The sequence below is a fragment of the Pseudomonas sp. BMS12 genome, from assembly GCF_001592875.1.
Taxonomy (GTDB): domain Bacteria; phylum Pseudomonadota; class Gammaproteobacteria; order Pseudomonadales; family Pseudomonadaceae; genus Aquipseudomonas.
On sequence record NZ_LSOF01000008.1, the window covers coordinates 16635 to 31381 of the forward strand.

Genomic DNA, 14747 nt, shown 5'->3' on the forward strand with positions numbered 1-14747 from the left:
AAGGCAGCCCCGGGAGCCTTCATCATGGATACTCGCAAGCTCCTCCTTGCCGGCCTGCTGCTAGGCAGCCTGCAGGCACAGGCCGGCAACCCGTTGCAACCCATCGAGCTCAGTGATGCTGAACTCGCCCAGTTGCGCGGTCGCTACATCCTGCCCAACAGCATCATCAGCTTTGGCGTCACCATGTCGACCCTCTGGCAGAACAGCGCGGGACAGGTCATCGGCGCACAGATCAACCTCAATATCAACGGTCAATCGCAACCCAACCTGACCATCACGTCCATCGAGCAGAACATTGCCAACGGCAGTGCCAGCAGCGGCAACTCCGGGCAAGTTATCGGCGGTGCAGGACTCGATGCAGTCAACGGCATCGTACAAAGCGTACGTGCAGCAGGCGATCTGAACCTCGGCCACAACGACCTCAGCATCAACATATCCCGCGGCGGCAACCCAGCCACTCCACAGGGTGATGCCTGGCAGGCCGGCGGCTACGAGCATGGCAACGCGGTGGGAACGGTCAGCGTACAGGCGTTCAATGGCGGCCTGCGGATAGCTCTGCAGGCCAGCGACGGGCAGGGTTTCGCCCAGCAACAGATTGGCGGTGGCAGCTTGATGCAGCACGCCAACATCAGTGGTTCGCTCAATCAGGTGCGCAACCTGGCAGCCGTGGATGTGGCACTGCGCAACAACCCGGGCCTTGATCTGAAGAACTTCTGCGCCTTCGAGCAACTGCGCGGCCTTCAGCGTGGCGGTTACTAGAACGAACGCTTTGCCCAGGAGCCAGAACCATGCACTGTCACTCGCCAAGACTGACCGCAGTACTGCTCGCAGGCCTCACCGCATCCACGCTGGCGAGCGCCGAATCCGCAGATACGCAGGAGCTGCGCGAACAGCTGGAGACGCTCAGAGCCCGCTACGATCAACAGCAACGTGCCCTGATGGTTCTGGAACAGCGCCTTCTGCAGCTGGAAGCCAACCCGCAGACCGGACAGGCTGGAGGAGCAACGGCACGCTCGTCGAGTGGCAGCGGCTATGGTGTCTCCCTTTATGAAGACGGACAGCCGGCACCCAGCGTCGAGAACATCTATCAGGAGGCCAGCGGCTTCTTTGGTGGCGGCAGCTTCAGTCTGGAGCCCGGCATCACCTACAGCCACTACGACTCTCGCCAGTTGCTGCTCAACGGATTCCTCGCCCTGGATGCCATCTTTCTCGGCAATCTGGGTGTGGATCAGATCAAGTCCGACACCTTCACCCTGGATCTGACCGGTCGCTACAACCTGCGGCAGCGCTGGCAGTTCGATCTCAACGTGCCCATCGTGTATCGGCAGACCACTTACGAATCGGCTGGCGCCGGAGGCTCCACCTCACTGGTCAGCGAGGAAACCGTCACCGGCGACCCGCGCCTGGGTGATATCAGCCTGGGGGTTTCGTACAAATTCATGGATGAAGCACCGGGCGTGCCCGACGCCGTATTCAGTCTGCGAGTCAAAGCGCCGACGGGTGACGATCCCTATGGCATCAAGATCGTCCCCGTACCGGGTAATGACAACCTGAACGTGCCCGAAGAGCTGCCAACCGGTAACGGTGTGTGGTCGATCACTCCTGGGATTTCACTGGTCAAGACAGTCGATCCGGCCGTGTTGTTCGGTAGCCTGTCCTACACCTATAACCTCGACGAAAGTTTCAGCGACATCAGCCCACAGCAAGGTGTGAAGGTGCCGGGCAAGGTCGCGCTCGGTAACTGGTTCCAGTTCGGCTTAGGCACAGCGTTTGCGCTGAACGAACGCATGAGCATGTCGTTCTCATTCACCGAGCTGATCAGCCAGAAGAGCAAGCTGAAGCCTGACGGCCAAGACTGGCAGACCGTTTCCGGCAGCGACGCCAATGCGGCGTACTTCAACATCGGCATGACTTTCGCCACCTCGGATCGACTGACCATAGTGCCCAATCTCGCCATCGGCCTGACCCCGGACGCACCGGACTTCAGTTTCAGCCTGAAGTTTCCCTACTACTTCTGATCCGGCGAAGCCCGCTCAGAACAGCTGATGCTTGTGCAACAGGCGGTAGAGCGTCGGCCGCGAAACGCCCAGCGTCTGGGCGGCGCGGGTCATGTTGCCACTATGGCGGGCCAGCACATCCCTTAGCGCCTGCTGCTCGGCACGACATATGTAGTCATCCAGAGTGCGGGCCTGCAGCAGTGACGGCAGTTCCTTCGCCAGCCCCAGGTCCACGGCTTCTATCTGCTTGCCTTCGGCGAGCACCATTCCTCGGCGTACTCGATTCGCCAGCTCGCGCACATTGCCGGGCCAGGTGTGTTCGAACATGGCCTGGCGGGCATCTTCGCTGAAGTTGCGCGGTCGTCGCCCAATTTCCACCGCATAGCGTTGGGCAAAGTACTCGGCAAGGCAGCCGATATCGGCCACCCGCTCGCGCAACGGCGTGGTCTGCACCTGCAACACATTGAGGCGGTAGTAGAGATCTTCGCGAAAGCGCCCGCGGCGCACAGCTTCTTCCAGATCGATGTGGGTTGCGGCCAATACGCGCACGTTGACCGAGAAGGGTCGATGGCTGCCCACCCGTTCGATCTGCATCTCCTGCAGGAAGCGCAGGAGGTTGGCTTGCAGCTCCAGCGGCAGATCACCGATCTCGTCGAGAAACAGGGTACCGCCATCGGCTAACTCGATGCGCCCGAGCTTGCGCTGATGTGCTCCGGTAAAGGAGCCCTTCTCATGACCAAACAACTCGGACTGGATGAGATGCTCGGGAATCGCACCACAGTTGACCACCACGAAGGCCCCCTCGGTTCGCCGCGAGAGCTGGTGCAGGGTATGCGCCACCAGTTCCTTGCCGGTGCCGCTCTCGCCGCGGATCAGTACGGGGGCGTCTGTCGGCGCCAGCTTGGCCAGCAACCGGCGTAAATCGCAGATGCTGCGACTGCTGCCCAGAAGCTCATGACCCTGCGAGTCCCCGCCGGACGGGTTGATGTTGCCGCGCAACCTGGCCATGCCAAAGGCACGCCCAAGCGCAATACCGACCCGATCCAGGTCGAATGGCAAGGTGTGATAGTCGAAGAACCACTCGCCGACGAAGTTACCGATATCGGGTTGCATCAGCGCTTCGGCATTGAGCACGGCTATCCACTCCGTGCCGCTCTGGCTGATCAACTCCTTGAGGCTTTCCGGCCGAGTCAGGTGTTGAAGGTGTAGCCGTATCAGACCGACGTCGCAGTTTGCATGATTCGCTTCGGCCAGCCCGCAACTCTGTACGGCCCAGCCACTGGCCTGGAGGCGAGGCAACAGCAGCTCGCACTCTTGGCAGGGATCCACCACCAACAATCGCCGGGGTGCCGCAGCCAATACTTGCGACATAACTATTCCTTGGCGCCAATTTTTCGAAAAGCCATTAAAAACAATTATTTGGCGCAACTACTGAATCCTAGCAAGCCCTGAACGCTGCCAAGGAACGATTACCTATAACGCCCCGGCAATCCGGAAGATTTACTTCTCAGCACGTCAACAGGTTATGGCCGCTTGCCATTGCCCTTGCGGATTGGCATAAACGTACTCCATAACAAAATCGCCACACGGATGTTGATGTCATGCGAATCCTGCGCCGTGCTCTAACTCTGATCCTGTTGCTCGCCCTAGGCGTGCTCGCGGTCGTTCTCTACTACATCGCACGGCCCAACCTTCCGCTGTTCGACAAGCCGCAGCAGGTGCATTACCTCGACCAGTGGAGCGAACAGGAGCGCCAGACCTACTACTACACCCCTCAGGGCACCACGGTGAAAGGCCTGCACTACGACTGGTTCACCGCCCTGGAGCTGCCCTTCTCCCAGGATAAATTCGCCGCCCCCGACTACCTGGCGCGTTTCGGCTTCCTTACCGATCCGCAGCAACAGGCCAGCGAACGCAATCCCGGCAACCTGCCGGTAGGTTTCGCCCGCCACCCGGACGAGGAAACCGGTGCGCAATATCTGGATATCACCTGTTCCGCCTGCCACAGCGGCGAGCTGCGCTACCAGGGCCAGGCGGTGCGCATCGACGGCGGCGCCGCTCTGCACTCGCTGGCCTCCACCGTACCGACGCTCAAGGGCGGCAGCTTTGGCCAGGCGCTGGGCATGAGCATGGCCTTCACCTATTACAACCCGATCAAGTTCCGCCGCTTTGCCAAGAACGTGCTGGGCGACAACTACGACCAGGGCAAGGAGCAACTGCGCGAAGAGTTCAAGGCCGTGCTCGACCGCCTGCTCGGCACCGCCTTCAATGACTGGCATCTGGGGCTCTATCCCACCGAGGAAGGCTTCGGCCGTACCGACGCCTTCGGCCGTATCGCCAACAGCGTGTTCGGCGACGCCATCGACCCGAGCAACTACCGGGTGGCCAACGCCCCGGTCAGTTATCCGCAGGTGTGGGATATCTGGAAATTCGACTGGGTACAGTGGAACGGCTCGGCCATGCAGCCAATGGCCCGCAACATTGGCGAGGCGCTGGGCGTCGGCGCCACCCTGCATCTGTTCGACGAAAACGGCAGCCCGATGACGGAAAGCGAACGCTACCCTTCCAGCGTGCGCCTGCGCGACCTGTACACCCTGGAAGAGACGCTCAAACAGCTGAAACCACCGACCTGGCCGGAAGAAGTATTCGGCAAGGTCGACCTGGAGCTGGCCAGCGAGGGCCGTGCCCTGTTCGCCGAGAATTGCGCCTACTGCCACGCGCCCAACCCGGTACCACGCGACCAGCGTCTGGCGCCGGCCCGTGACCCGGAATGGCACATGCGCATCGTGCCAACCCGCATCATCGGCACCGATCCGACCACCGCCAACAACATCGCCGATCACCGTTTCGATATCCGCAAGCTCGGCTGGCAGAAGGCCGAACTGGCCAATCTGGACGTCAAGCTGTTCGGCACCAACCTGGACGAAGTGGACTTCGCCAGCATTTCCAGCGCCAAGGGCCTGGCCTACGTCACGGCCTACGTGGAAAACCGCGCCTATCGGGATGCCGGCATCCAACCGCGCGAGCGCTGGCGCATGGACGGCTACGGCCTGGCCATCGGCGTGCAGGAAAAACGCGGCTACAAGGCCCGCCCGCTCAACGGTATCTGGGCCACCCCACCCTTCCTGCACAACGGCTCGGTGCCCAACCTGTTCCAGTTGCTGTCGCCGGTCGTCGAGCGCGACACCAGCTTCTGGGTTGGCAACTTCGAGTACGACCCCAAGCGCGCAGGTTTCCTCACCGAAGAGTTCCAGGGTGGCTTCCTGTTCGACACCAGCGTGACCGGCAACGGCAACCGTGGTCACGAGTTCCGCGATGGCTGCCGCAATGAAGGCGTGATCGGTCGCTATCTGGAACCCCAGGAGCGCTATGCGCTGATCGAGTATCTCAAGGTGATGGGCGACGAGCGCCTGGAAAGCCAGCTCAAACCGGCCGAGAGCCGCCCCTGGACACCCGGCCCCAGCTGCCAGAACAACAATTAAGGATAAAACGTCATGTTCAAGCGCTTCTGGCTCTGGCTCGGTCGTCTACTGGGCAAGCTGCTGTTGACCCTGCTGATAGTCGGCCTGCTCGGCTGGGGCCTGGGCGAGGCCTACTACGGCTGGAAGTTCTCCGGCCCGGTTGCCGCCGAAGAGGAAATCCCCACGGCCGAAGCGGCCCTGACCCAGACCATCATCGAAGACGCCATTCGCGTCGTCGAACAGCATCGCGACAACACCCGCGTACTGCGCGACGCCCACGCCAAGGCCCACGGCTGCGTGAAGGCCCAGGTCAGCGTACTGCCCGACCTCGACCCGAACCTGCGCCAGGGTGTGTTCAGTGAGCCGGGCAAGACCTGGCAAGCCTGGATGCGCCTATCCAACGGCAACGCCTATCCGCAGTTCGACCGCGCCCGCGACGCTCGCGGCATGGCCATCAAGCTGCTCGACGTGCCTGGCGACAAGCTGCTCAGCAGCAAGGCCACGGCCGGCAATCAGGACTTCGTGATGTTCAACAATCCGAACTTCTTCGTTCGCGATGTGGCCGAGTACAAACAGAACTTCGCCGCCCAGGCCGACGGCAAGAAGGTGCTGGCGTTCTTCCCCAGCTGGGACCCGCGCACCTGGGAGATTCGCCACCTGATCATCGCCCTGAAGACCCTGAGCCCGGCACCGGAGTCCCCGGTAGCCACCACCTACAACTCGATCGCGCCGTTCAAATACGGCCCGCACAACATCAAGTACCGGGTCATCCCCGACCCAAGCAGCTGCCCGACCTATCAGCTGCCCGAACAGAACGAGAACCTGCCCAACTTCCTGCGCAGCGCGCTATACCAGCAGCTGTCGCTGGACCGCGTGCCGGCCTGTTTCGCCCTCCAGGTGCAGCTGCAGAATCCGAGCTACTACATGCCCATCGAGGACCCCAGCGTGGAATGGAGCGAGGACATCTCGCCGTTCCAGACGGTGGCGACCATCAAGGTGCCGGCCCAGGACTTCGATAGCCGCGAGCAGAACCTGTTCTGCGACAACCTCTCCTTCAACCCCTGGCATGCCTTGCCGGAGCACCGTCCGATCGGAGGCATCAACCGCCTGCGCAAGGCGGTGTACGAAGCCGTCAGCGTCTACCGCCACCAACGCAACGACGCGCCGCAGGCGCACTGAAACGACAAGGCCGCCCGAGGGCGGCCTTGCTGCTTCTATAGACGGATACAGCGCCGAGTACGTCAGTCTTCCAGGCGCGGGAAACGACTGGCGATAGCGTCACCCGTGGCACAAGTCTCTGCCGTGCCCTGACGCAGACACAGGGCGATCAGGCGCGGGAAAGCGCCCATATCGAACCAGTAACGGGTGCCGGCCGGCAGCGAGATCAAGTCTCCCCTCTCACACAGCACGGCGTATACGTAGTCGCCGACATGCAGATTGACCAAGCCACGGCCTGCCACGAACCAATAGGCTTCGGAATCGCCATTGCACTGTTCCTCCAGCACCGAGGCAGCAACTTCTTCCTGATAGCTTCGCGCCGTGTCCAGACTGACCACATCGAGGACGCTGTAGCCCCGCTCACTCATCAGCTCATCCAGCTGCGCGCCCAAGGCCTCTAGCACCTGCTCACGGCTGGAACCGGGTTGAACGGGCGTGCTGCCCGAGCAACGCTCGAAAGCCACGCCGACCGAGGCCAGCGTCGCGGCAATGTCTTCGCCATGGGTCAGCAGTTTGTCCGGCACATCCGGGTTGGAATGGTGGTAAACGCTCAGGCTGCTCATGGGCATGTCCTTGTCAGGTTCGGTTCGGCGGGCAGGCGGGTGGCAATGATAAAGGTCGCGAGCAGCGCGGCCAAACTGGCGATGGCGAAGGTCCAGCTCGGCCCCAGGCTCTTCCAGCTATAGCCGGCATACAACGCACCCAGCGCCCCACCGATACCGGCCAGTGCCGCGTACAGTGCCTGGCCCTGGCCCTGCTGGTTGGCACCGAAGCTGCGTTGGACGAAATGGATCGCCGCCGCATGGAAGCTGCCGAAGGTCGCGGCATGCAGCAATTGGGCGAACAGCAGCACACCCAGATGATCGGCCAGGTTGCCCAGCAACAGCCAGCGCAGCGCCGCCAGCAGGAAGCTGGCAGCCAGCACCTGGCGCAGGGAGAAACGCGCCAGGATGCGTGCCATGAACAGGAACAGCACGATTTCCGCCAATACCCCCAGCGCCCATAGCAGGCCGATCACCGCACGGCTGTAGTCCAGCGCCTCCAGGTGAATGCTGAGGAAGGTGTAATACGGCCCGTGAGACACCTGCATCAGCCCCACGCACAGGTAGAAGGCCAGCACGCCGGGGCGGCGCAGCTGAGCGAGGAAACCGCCCTCGCCCGCGCCGTTGTCACGCGCGACCGGCGTGGCATTGGGCACCCAGAAACTGCTCAGGGCGATGCCCGCGATGATCAGCAGCAAGACCCAGGGATACAGCCCCAGGCTATGGTGCTGGAACAACCAGCCGAGGCCGACCACGGTGAGGATGAAGCCGATCGAGCCCCACAGACGAATCTGGCTGTAACGCGCACTCTGCTCGCGCAGATGGGCCAGGGTGATGACCTCGAACTGCGGCAGCACCGCGTGCCAGAAGAAGGCGTGCAGGGCCATCACCAGCGCCAGCCAGGCGTAGCTCTGGTCGACGAAGATCAGGCTCAGGCTGAGGAAGGTACACACCGCGCCGAAGCGCACGATGCGCAGGCGCTGGCCGCTACGGTCACCGAGCCAGCCCCACAGGTTGGGCGCCACGCAGCGCATCAGCATGGGGATGGCCACCAGCTCGCCGATGCGTGCCGGGGAAAAGCCGAGGTAGTCGAAATACAGCGCCAGGAAGGGCGCCGTGGCGCCCAGCAAGGCGAAGTAGAACAGGTAGAAGCCGGACAGCCGCCAGTAAGGCAGCGGCGTGCCCGTCACAGCTGACCGAGCACCGGTGTGCCGACACTGACCTCGGCATTCTGCCCGCGGTGACGCAGCAGATGGTCGAGCAGCACGATGGCCATCATCGCCTCGGCAATCGGCGTGGCGCGGATGCCGACGCAGGGGTCATGACGGCCCTTGGTGATCAGTTCCACCGGGTTGCCGTCGACGTCGATGGAGCGCCCCGGCGTGGTGATGCTGGAAGTCGGCTTGAGCGCCAGGTGGGCGATGATCGGCTGACCGCTGGAAATGCCGCCGAGGATGCCGCCGGCGTTGTTCGACAGGAAACCTTCGGGAGTCAGCTCGTCGCGGTGCTCGGTGCCGCGCTGGGCCACGCTGGCGAAGCCGGCACCGATTTCCACGCCCTTGACCGCGTTGATGCTCATCAATGCATGGGCCAGGTCGGCGTCCAGGCGGTCGAAGATCGGCTCACCCAGACCCGGCATCACGCCTTCGGCGACCACGCTGATCTTGGCGCCGACCGAATCCTGGTCGCGACGCAGCTGGTCCATATAGGCCTCCAGCTCCGGCACCTTGTCCGGGTCGGGACTGAAGAAAGCGTTCTGTTCGACGCTGTCCCAGGTCTTGAACGGGATCTCGATCGGGCCCAACTGGCTCATGTAGCCACGCACCTGGATGCCCAGGCCGGCCAGTACCTTCTTGGCGATGGCGCCAGCGGCCACGCGCATGGCGGTCTCGCGCGCCGAGCTGCGGCCGCCGCCACGGTAGTCACGGATGCCGTACTTGTGGTGGTAGGTGTAGTCGGCGTGGGCCGGGCGGAACAGATCCTTGATCGCCGAGTAGTCCTTGGACTTCTGGTCGGTGTTGCGGATCAGCAGGCCGATCGGGCAGCCGGTGGTCTTGCCCTCGAACACCCCGGAGAGGATTTCGACTTCGTCGTCTTCCTGGCGCTGGGTGGTATGGCGGCTGGTGCCCGGCTTGCGACGGTCGAGGTCGCGCTGCAGGTCGTCCAGGGACAGCTCGATGCCCGGCGGGCAACCATCGACTATGGCAACCAGGGCCGGGCCATGGCTTTCGCCAGCGGTGGTGACGGTGAACAGCTTGCCGTAGGTATTGCCGGACATGCAGGGCGCTCCGCGAAATCTGCCTCGAACAAAGGTCGGCGAGTATACCCCCGGCGCCCAGCCAGTTCACCTGCAGCGGGTAAATGGCTAGCCTGAAGTTGTGCAGAACCCTGCCGATAATGCCTGCAAGTATGCTTAAGGACGCCGCGATGACGGAAACCGACGCCCAGCCCCCCGAAGACCAAGCCGAACAGGCGCCACAGCCGCATCCCTGGGAAAACCTGGCCGCGGAGCAGTTCCAGCTGTTGCGCCTGGCCCCCTTGCCGGCAGATCGCAGCACCGGCTTGCGCCCGCTGCGTTTCGTGCGCCTTGGGCGTGCCGAGCGTCACAGCGACGAGCAGAGTCTGTTGCGCCTCAACGTAGAGCTACCGGGCCAGCGCCTGCGCCGCGAGCAGAATCTGCTGGAGGTATGGGTCGACCACCGCAACCGCGAGGTTCGTTTCGGCGCCGACAAGGGCTTTCAGGTCGAGCCCGTCAATCGCGGCCTGGGCCGCTTCCTGATGGCCCAGGGCATCGCCTGGGCGCGTCAGCGCTGGGGCAGCTACACGGTGGAAGGCGGCGCCCTGGCGATCAAGGACGTGCTCAGCGAGGATGCCCGCCAGCGCCGCGATCACTTCCTGCGCATCCAGGGCTTCGCGGTGGACTACCAGGATCTGGCCCAGGTCAAGGCCAGCTACAGCGCAGCCCGGGTCAGCAACCTCAACCCGGAATGGAACCACGACAAGGTCCAGCTGCTCGACCTGCTGGAGTGCGGCGCGATGCTGCAGCAGGCCGATCAGAACCTGCACGAGCAGCAGGTGAAGATCACCAAGCTGGAGCAGCGCATAGGCATACTCAAGCGCGAGGACAGCGGCCTGCGCTTCACCATCGCCTGCCTGGTAGCGCTGGCGCTGTTCCAGGCGGGCCTGCTGATCTGGATCGCCACGCGCTAGCCAACCAAGGAAGCGCGAAGAGGTTTAGCGCAGGCTAGCGAGCAGCACTCGCGCCCAGGGAGCGCCTCAGCCCTTGACCCGCGAACGGAACAGCTCTTGGTGCTCGCGGCACTGTGCGGCGGCCAGCAGGAAGACGCCGTGGCCACCCTGCTCGAACTCCAGCCAGGTGAAATCCACTTCCGGGTATAGCGCCTCGACGTGTACCTGGCTGTTGCCCACCTCGACGATCAGCAGCCCCTTTTCGGTCAGGTGGTCGGCGGCTTCGGCCAGCATGCGTCGCACCAGGTCCAGGCCGTCGTCGCCACAGGCCAGTCCCAGTTCGGGCTCGTGCTGGTATTCGGCCGGCATGTCGGCGAAATCCTCGGCATCCACATAGGGCGGGTTGGACACGATCAGGTCGAAGCGCTGCCCCGGCAATCCGGCGAAGCCGTCACCCTGCACCGTGTACACCCGCTCTTCCAGCTCATGCCGTTCGATGTTGTGGTTGGCCACTTCCAGGGCATCGAAGGACAGGTCGCCCAGCACCACCTCGGCCTCGGGAAAGGCATAGGCGCAGGCGATGCCGATGCAGCCCGAGCCGGTACACAGGTCGAGAATGCGCGCCGGTGTGGCCGGCAGCCAGGGTTCGAAGCCCTGGCCGATCAACTCGGCGATGGGCGAGCGCGGCACCAGCACGCGCTCGTCGACCAGAAATGGCAGGCCGCAAAACCAGGCCTCGCCAATCAGGTAGGCGGTCGGCACCCGCTCCTCGATACGCCGGCGGATCAGCTCCAGCAGGTGCTGCTGCTCGTCCTCCTCCAGACGGCAATCGAGGTAGCTATCGGCGATCTCGAACGGCAGATGCAGAGCCCCCAGCACCAGCTGGCGGGCATCGTCCCAGGCATTGTCGGTGCCGTGACCGAAGAACAGACCGGCCTCGTGAAAGCGGCTGACGGACCAGCGGATATGGTCGCGCAGAGTGCGCAGGCGGGATGGAAACACGGAGGACACCTCGAAAAAACGATGCGCGATTCTAGCCGGAACCGCGCAAAAGGTTCACAGATGGCTCTGGCAAGCAGAGAATAGACGCATCACCGTTACAGGAGCCCAGCCATGTCCGCCCCGAAAACCCTGTTCCAATTGCTCGGACGCGGTTATGCCCCTGCCACCTTGAGCAAGGCGACCCTGCTGGTCATCGACGCCCAGGAGGAGTACCGCAGCGGTACCCTGCAGTTGCCGGACGTGGAGTCGGCCATCGCGGAGATCACCACCCTGCTGCATGCCGCACGCAACTGCGGCGCCCCCGTGGTGCATGTCCGCCACCTGGGGATTCCCGGCGGTCTGCTCGACCCTCAGGGCCCACGCGGCAACTTCATCGAAGGCCTGGCACCACTGCCGGGCGAAGCGCTGATCGAGAAACGCCTGCCCAACGCCTTCGCCGGCACCGACCTGCATGAACGCCTGCAGGAGCGAGGCCATCTGGACCTGATCATCTGCGGCTTCATGACCCATTCCAGCGTCAGCACCACGGTGCGCGCTGCCAAGGACCATGGCTACCGCTGCACCCTGGTGGATGCCGCCTGTGCCACCCGCGACCTACCCTACGACGGCGACCTGATCCCGGCGCGCGACCTGCACCGCATGACCCTGGCCGCGCTGGCCGACAACTATGCGATGGTGGTTCCCCAGGCCCACGCCCTGATCTAGGCGTAACCCGCGCACCGCGGAACCACCTCACAGCTATGGCCGCCGGCCGGAACCCTCCGGGCCGAGCCGGGTCATAGCGCCGATACGCCAAGAGGAAATCGGGATGAAGTGGTCCGACGATGGTTTCAACGCACGCCGCCTGCGCCCCCGCGGCCCCTCCTGCTGGCACTGGCGCCTGCTGGCCGCTATTGCCGCCCTGTTCGCCGCCGGCGGCGTATTGCTGAGCATGGCCGGCGCCGCCACCCTGCTCGGCCGCCCGCCTGCCCTCGGCCCGCTGAACGACAGTGTCGGTGCAGCCATCGTCCTGCTGCTGTTCGGCCTCTTCCTGCTGTGGGGCGGCATCAATGTCTGGCGCCGCTGCCGTCGGCGTCTGCGCCGAGGGCATGGCGACGGCCTGAGCCTGTCGCCGCGACTGCTGAAAAAGCGCGGCTGAAATCGGTAAACTCGCCTCTATCCGTGGAGGCCTTCATGCAAGACGACGATTTTTCCCTGTTCCAGTCCGCCGTGCGCGGGGTCAAGCCCATCCGTCACGACCGCGCCGACACCGGCAAACCCAAGAGCGATCGCAAGCGCCTCGACACCCTGCGCCAGGCGGCGACGGTAAAGACCGGCGAGGTCAAGGTCGACGGTCTGTCCGACCAGTTCGTCATCGACGTGGGCGCCGAAGACGAACTGTATTGGGCCCGCGACGGCGTGCAGGACGGCCAGATGCGCAAGCTCAAGGCCGGCCAGGTGCCCTTCGAAGGCAGCCTGGACCTGCATGGCATGAGCGTGGAGAAAGCCCGCGAAATCCTCTGGGACTTCTTCGCCGAGGCCGCACGCATGGAAGTGCGCTGCGCCCGCGTCACCCATGGCAAGGCGGTACGCAGCGACGGCAAGCGACCGATGATCAAGAGCCACGTCAATACCTGGCTGCGCCAACATCCGCAGGTGCTTGGCTTTACCTCCTGCCTGCCTCGGCATGGTGGCACCGGCGCGGTCTACGTGCTGCTCAAACGCACCATGCTCGACGGCCGCGACGAGTAGCCACGACCGAATAAGCACACGCTACTGGCGCACACTGCCCTTGCCAGCCGCACGGCCGCGCCCTACCCTGCGCCCCTGTGCATCTACACCCCACAGGAAGACCCATGTCCCTGGAACAGCAATACACCGCGATTCTCGGTCAAATCGGCGAGGACGTGACCCGCGAGGGCCTGCTCGATACGCCCAAGCGTGCCGCCAAAGCCATGCAGTACCTCTGCCGCGGCTACCAGCAGACCCTCGAGGAAGTCACCAACGGCGCCCTGTTCAGCTCCGACAGCAGCGAAATGGTGCTGGTGAAGAACATCGAGCTGTACTCGCTGTGCGAACACCACCTGCTGCCGTTCATCGGCAAGGCCCATGTGGCCTATATCCCCAACGGCAAGGTGCTGGGCCTGTCCAAGGTCGCCCGCATCGTCGACATGTACGCGCGCCGCCTGCAGATCCAGGAGAGCCTCAGCCGGCAGATCGCCGAAGCGGTTCAGCAGGTCACCGGCGCACTTGGCGTGGCGGTGGTCATCGAAGCGCAGCACATGTGCATGATGATGCGCGGTGTGGAGAAGCAGAACTCGTCCATGGTCACCTCGGTGATGCTGGGCCAGTTCCGTGAAAACGCCGCCACCCGCAGCGAGTTCCTCAGCCTGATCCGCTGATTACTGCGCTGATGAAAAACCGGCCGCCAGGGCCGGTTTTTTATGGTTGCAACAAGCCCCTCAGTGGCTGCGGCCATCCCATTGCTGCCGCGGAAACTGGCTCAGATCGACATCCTCCAGGCAGCGTGCATTGACCGCAGCGCCAGGCTTGCCGTCCGGGCCGAGTGCCTCGCTGAACGGCGCACAGCCACAAAGGTCGCAGAAATGGTGGGCGATCTTGCGGGTATTGAAACGGTAGGTGGGTAGCTCGCCAGCAGGCGACTGCAGCTGCAGTTGCTCGCGCCCGATAAACCAGAGCAAACCACCGCGCTTGCTGCATAGCGAGCAGTTGCACTCGGTCAGGCTGGCGATCTCTCCCGTTACGCTGAAACTGATCTTGCCGCAGTGGCAACCGCCCTGATAGGTCATGATGAATCCTCCCTGTGGGCCTGCAAAACTAGTCCAGCACGCGCACGCCTGCCAGGCTGCGGGCGACATCCGGTTACACCAAACAGGGCCAACTCGGGTACCCTGCCGCCCCCTTCAGTTCCCACAGGATTTCATGGCGATGCTTCTCAAGGCACTGCGGATCGGCCTCGGTCAGATCATCATCTTTCTCGACTTCATCACCCGCCCGCGCAAGCTCAAGCGCAGCCCGCAGGCCCAGCAGCAGGTCGAGCGCGAGGCCGCCGGCCTGGCGCTGTACCAGTTCCATGCCTGCCCGTTCTGCGTGAAGACCCGCCGCACCCTGCACCGCCTGAACGTGCCAGTGGCCCTGCGCGATGCGAAGAACGATGCGGCGCACCGCCAGGCCCTGCAGGAGCAAGGTGGCAAGATCCAGGTGCCGTGTCTGCGTATCGAGGAACAGGGCCAGAGCCGCTGGCTCTACGAGTCCAAGGCCATCGCCGCCTATCTGAACGAGCGCTTCGCCGCCCAGTGAGCCGGCGGCGGGCAGGTCATCACCTGCCCGCCTGGCAC

At 63.7% G+C, this 14747-nt stretch carries 16 protein-coding genes; 10 read left to right on the top strand and 6 right to left on the bottom strand.

Annotation, left to right across the window (positions count from 1 at the left end):
* The first annotated feature begins 24 nt into the window (after positions 1-24).
* Both AYB31_RS08590 and AYB31_RS08595 read left to right on the top strand, forming a co-directional pair.
* Positions 25-759, top strand: coding sequence for a hypothetical protein (locus tag AYB31_RS08590; protein ID WP_068827713.1), 735 nt, complete (start codon positions 25-27; stop codon positions 757-759).
* 29 nt (positions 760-788) lie between these two features.
* A complete protein-coding gene (locus AYB31_RS08595; RefSeq protein WP_068827714.1) occupies positions 789-2018 on the top strand; it encodes a transporter in 1230 nt (409 codons plus the stop codon).
* A gap of 15 nt (positions 2019-2033) precedes the next feature.
* On the opposite strand, the gene AYB31_RS08600 is transcribed toward AYB31_RS08595, so the two are convergent.
* A complete protein-coding gene (locus AYB31_RS08600; RefSeq protein WP_068827716.1) occupies positions 2034-3368 on the bottom strand; it encodes a sigma-54 dependent transcriptional regulator in 1335 nt (444 codons plus the stop codon).
* A 230-nt stretch (positions 3369-3598) separates the two neighbouring features.
* On the opposite strand from AYB31_RS08600, the gene AYB31_RS08605 reads away from it, so the two are divergent.
* Complete coding sequence (locus AYB31_RS08605; RefSeq protein WP_068827718.1) at positions 3599-5479, top strand: di-heme-cytochrome C peroxidase; 1881 nt, start codon at positions 3599-3601, stop codon at positions 5477-5479.
* Between the two features lie 12 nt (positions 5480-5491).
* A complete protein-coding gene (locus AYB31_RS08610) occupies positions 5492-6637 on the top strand; it encodes a catalase family protein (RefSeq protein WP_068827719.1) in 1146 nt (381 codons plus the stop codon).
* 62 nt (positions 6638-6699) lie between these two features.
* Here AYB31_RS08610 and AYB31_RS08615 read toward each other — a convergent pair whose 3' ends face one another.
* Genes AYB31_RS08615 through aroC form a run of 3 tightly spaced genes read right to left on the bottom strand, consistent with a single transcriptional unit; the run spans position 6700 to position 9496 of the window.
* Positions 6700-7239: an acireductone dioxygenase gene (locus AYB31_RS08615; RefSeq protein WP_068827721.1), complete on the bottom strand. Its 540-nt coding sequence runs from the start codon at positions 7237-7239 to the stop codon at positions 6700-6702.
* Entirely contained in the window at positions 7236-8393 is a 1158-nt protein-coding gene (locus AYB31_RS08620) for an MFS transporter (protein ID WP_442961798.1), read from the bottom strand. Before AYB31_RS08620 ends, AYB31_RS08615 begins: the two co-directional genes overlap by 4 nt.
* A gap of 11 nt (positions 8394-8404) precedes the next feature.
* On the bottom strand, positions 8405-9496 hold the full coding sequence (aroC, locus tag AYB31_RS08625) for a chorismate synthase (protein ID WP_068827725.1): 1092 nt from the start codon (positions 9494-9496) through the stop codon (positions 8405-8407).
* A 149-nt stretch (positions 9497-9645) separates the two neighbouring features.
* Between aroC and AYB31_RS08630 the strand changes: the two genes are divergently transcribed.
* Entirely contained in the window at positions 9646-10428 is a 783-nt protein-coding gene (locus tag AYB31_RS08630) for a hypothetical protein (protein ID WP_068827727.1), read from the top strand.
* Between the two features lie 66 nt (positions 10429-10494).
* Here AYB31_RS08630 and prmB read toward each other — a convergent pair whose 3' ends face one another.
* Positions 10495-11409 (bottom strand): 50S ribosomal protein L3 N(5)-glutamine methyltransferase, encoded by a 915-nt coding sequence (prmB, locus tag AYB31_RS08635; protein WP_068827729.1) that lies wholly within the window; start codon positions 11407-11409, stop codon positions 10495-10497.
* Between the two features lie 111 nt (positions 11410-11520).
* Here prmB and AYB31_RS08640 point away from each other — a divergent pair, with 111 nt between their 5' ends.
* The 4 genes from AYB31_RS08640 to folE all read left to right on the top strand — a co-directional run bounded on the left by AYB31_RS08640 (position 11521) and on the right by folE (position 13790).
* Positions 11521-12114, top strand: a complete 594-nt coding sequence (locus AYB31_RS08640) for a cysteine hydrolase family protein (protein WP_068827732.1) — start codon at positions 11521-11523, stop codon at positions 12112-12114.
* A 103-nt stretch (positions 12115-12217) separates the two neighbouring features.
* Complete coding sequence (locus tag AYB31_RS08645) at positions 12218-12547, top strand: hypothetical protein (RefSeq protein ID WP_068827734.1); 330 nt, start codon at positions 12218-12220, stop codon at positions 12545-12547.
* A gap of 35 nt (positions 12548-12582) precedes the next feature.
* The gene (locus AYB31_RS08650) at positions 12583-13140 is read left to right on the top strand and encodes a Smr/MutS family protein (protein WP_068827737.1); all 558 of its coding nucleotides are present in this window, start codon (positions 12583-12585) and stop codon (positions 13138-13140) included.
* A 104-nt stretch (positions 13141-13244) separates the two neighbouring features.
* A complete protein-coding gene (gene folE, locus AYB31_RS08655) occupies positions 13245-13790 on the top strand; it encodes a GTP cyclohydrolase I FolE (protein ID WP_068827738.1) in 546 nt (181 codons plus the stop codon).
* A 60-nt stretch (positions 13791-13850) separates the two neighbouring features.
* Here the strand turns inward: folE and AYB31_RS08660 are convergent, their stop codons facing one another.
* Entirely contained in the window at positions 13851-14198 is a 348-nt protein-coding gene (locus AYB31_RS08660) for a GFA family protein (RefSeq protein WP_068827740.1), read from the bottom strand.
* 139 nt (positions 14199-14337) lie between these two features.
* Here AYB31_RS08660 and AYB31_RS08665 point away from each other — a divergent pair, with 139 nt between their 5' ends.
* Complete coding sequence (locus AYB31_RS08665; RefSeq protein ID WP_068827742.1) at positions 14338-14709, top strand: glutaredoxin family protein; 372 nt, start codon at positions 14338-14340, stop codon at positions 14707-14709.
* Positions 14710-14747: the final 38 nt, after the last annotated feature.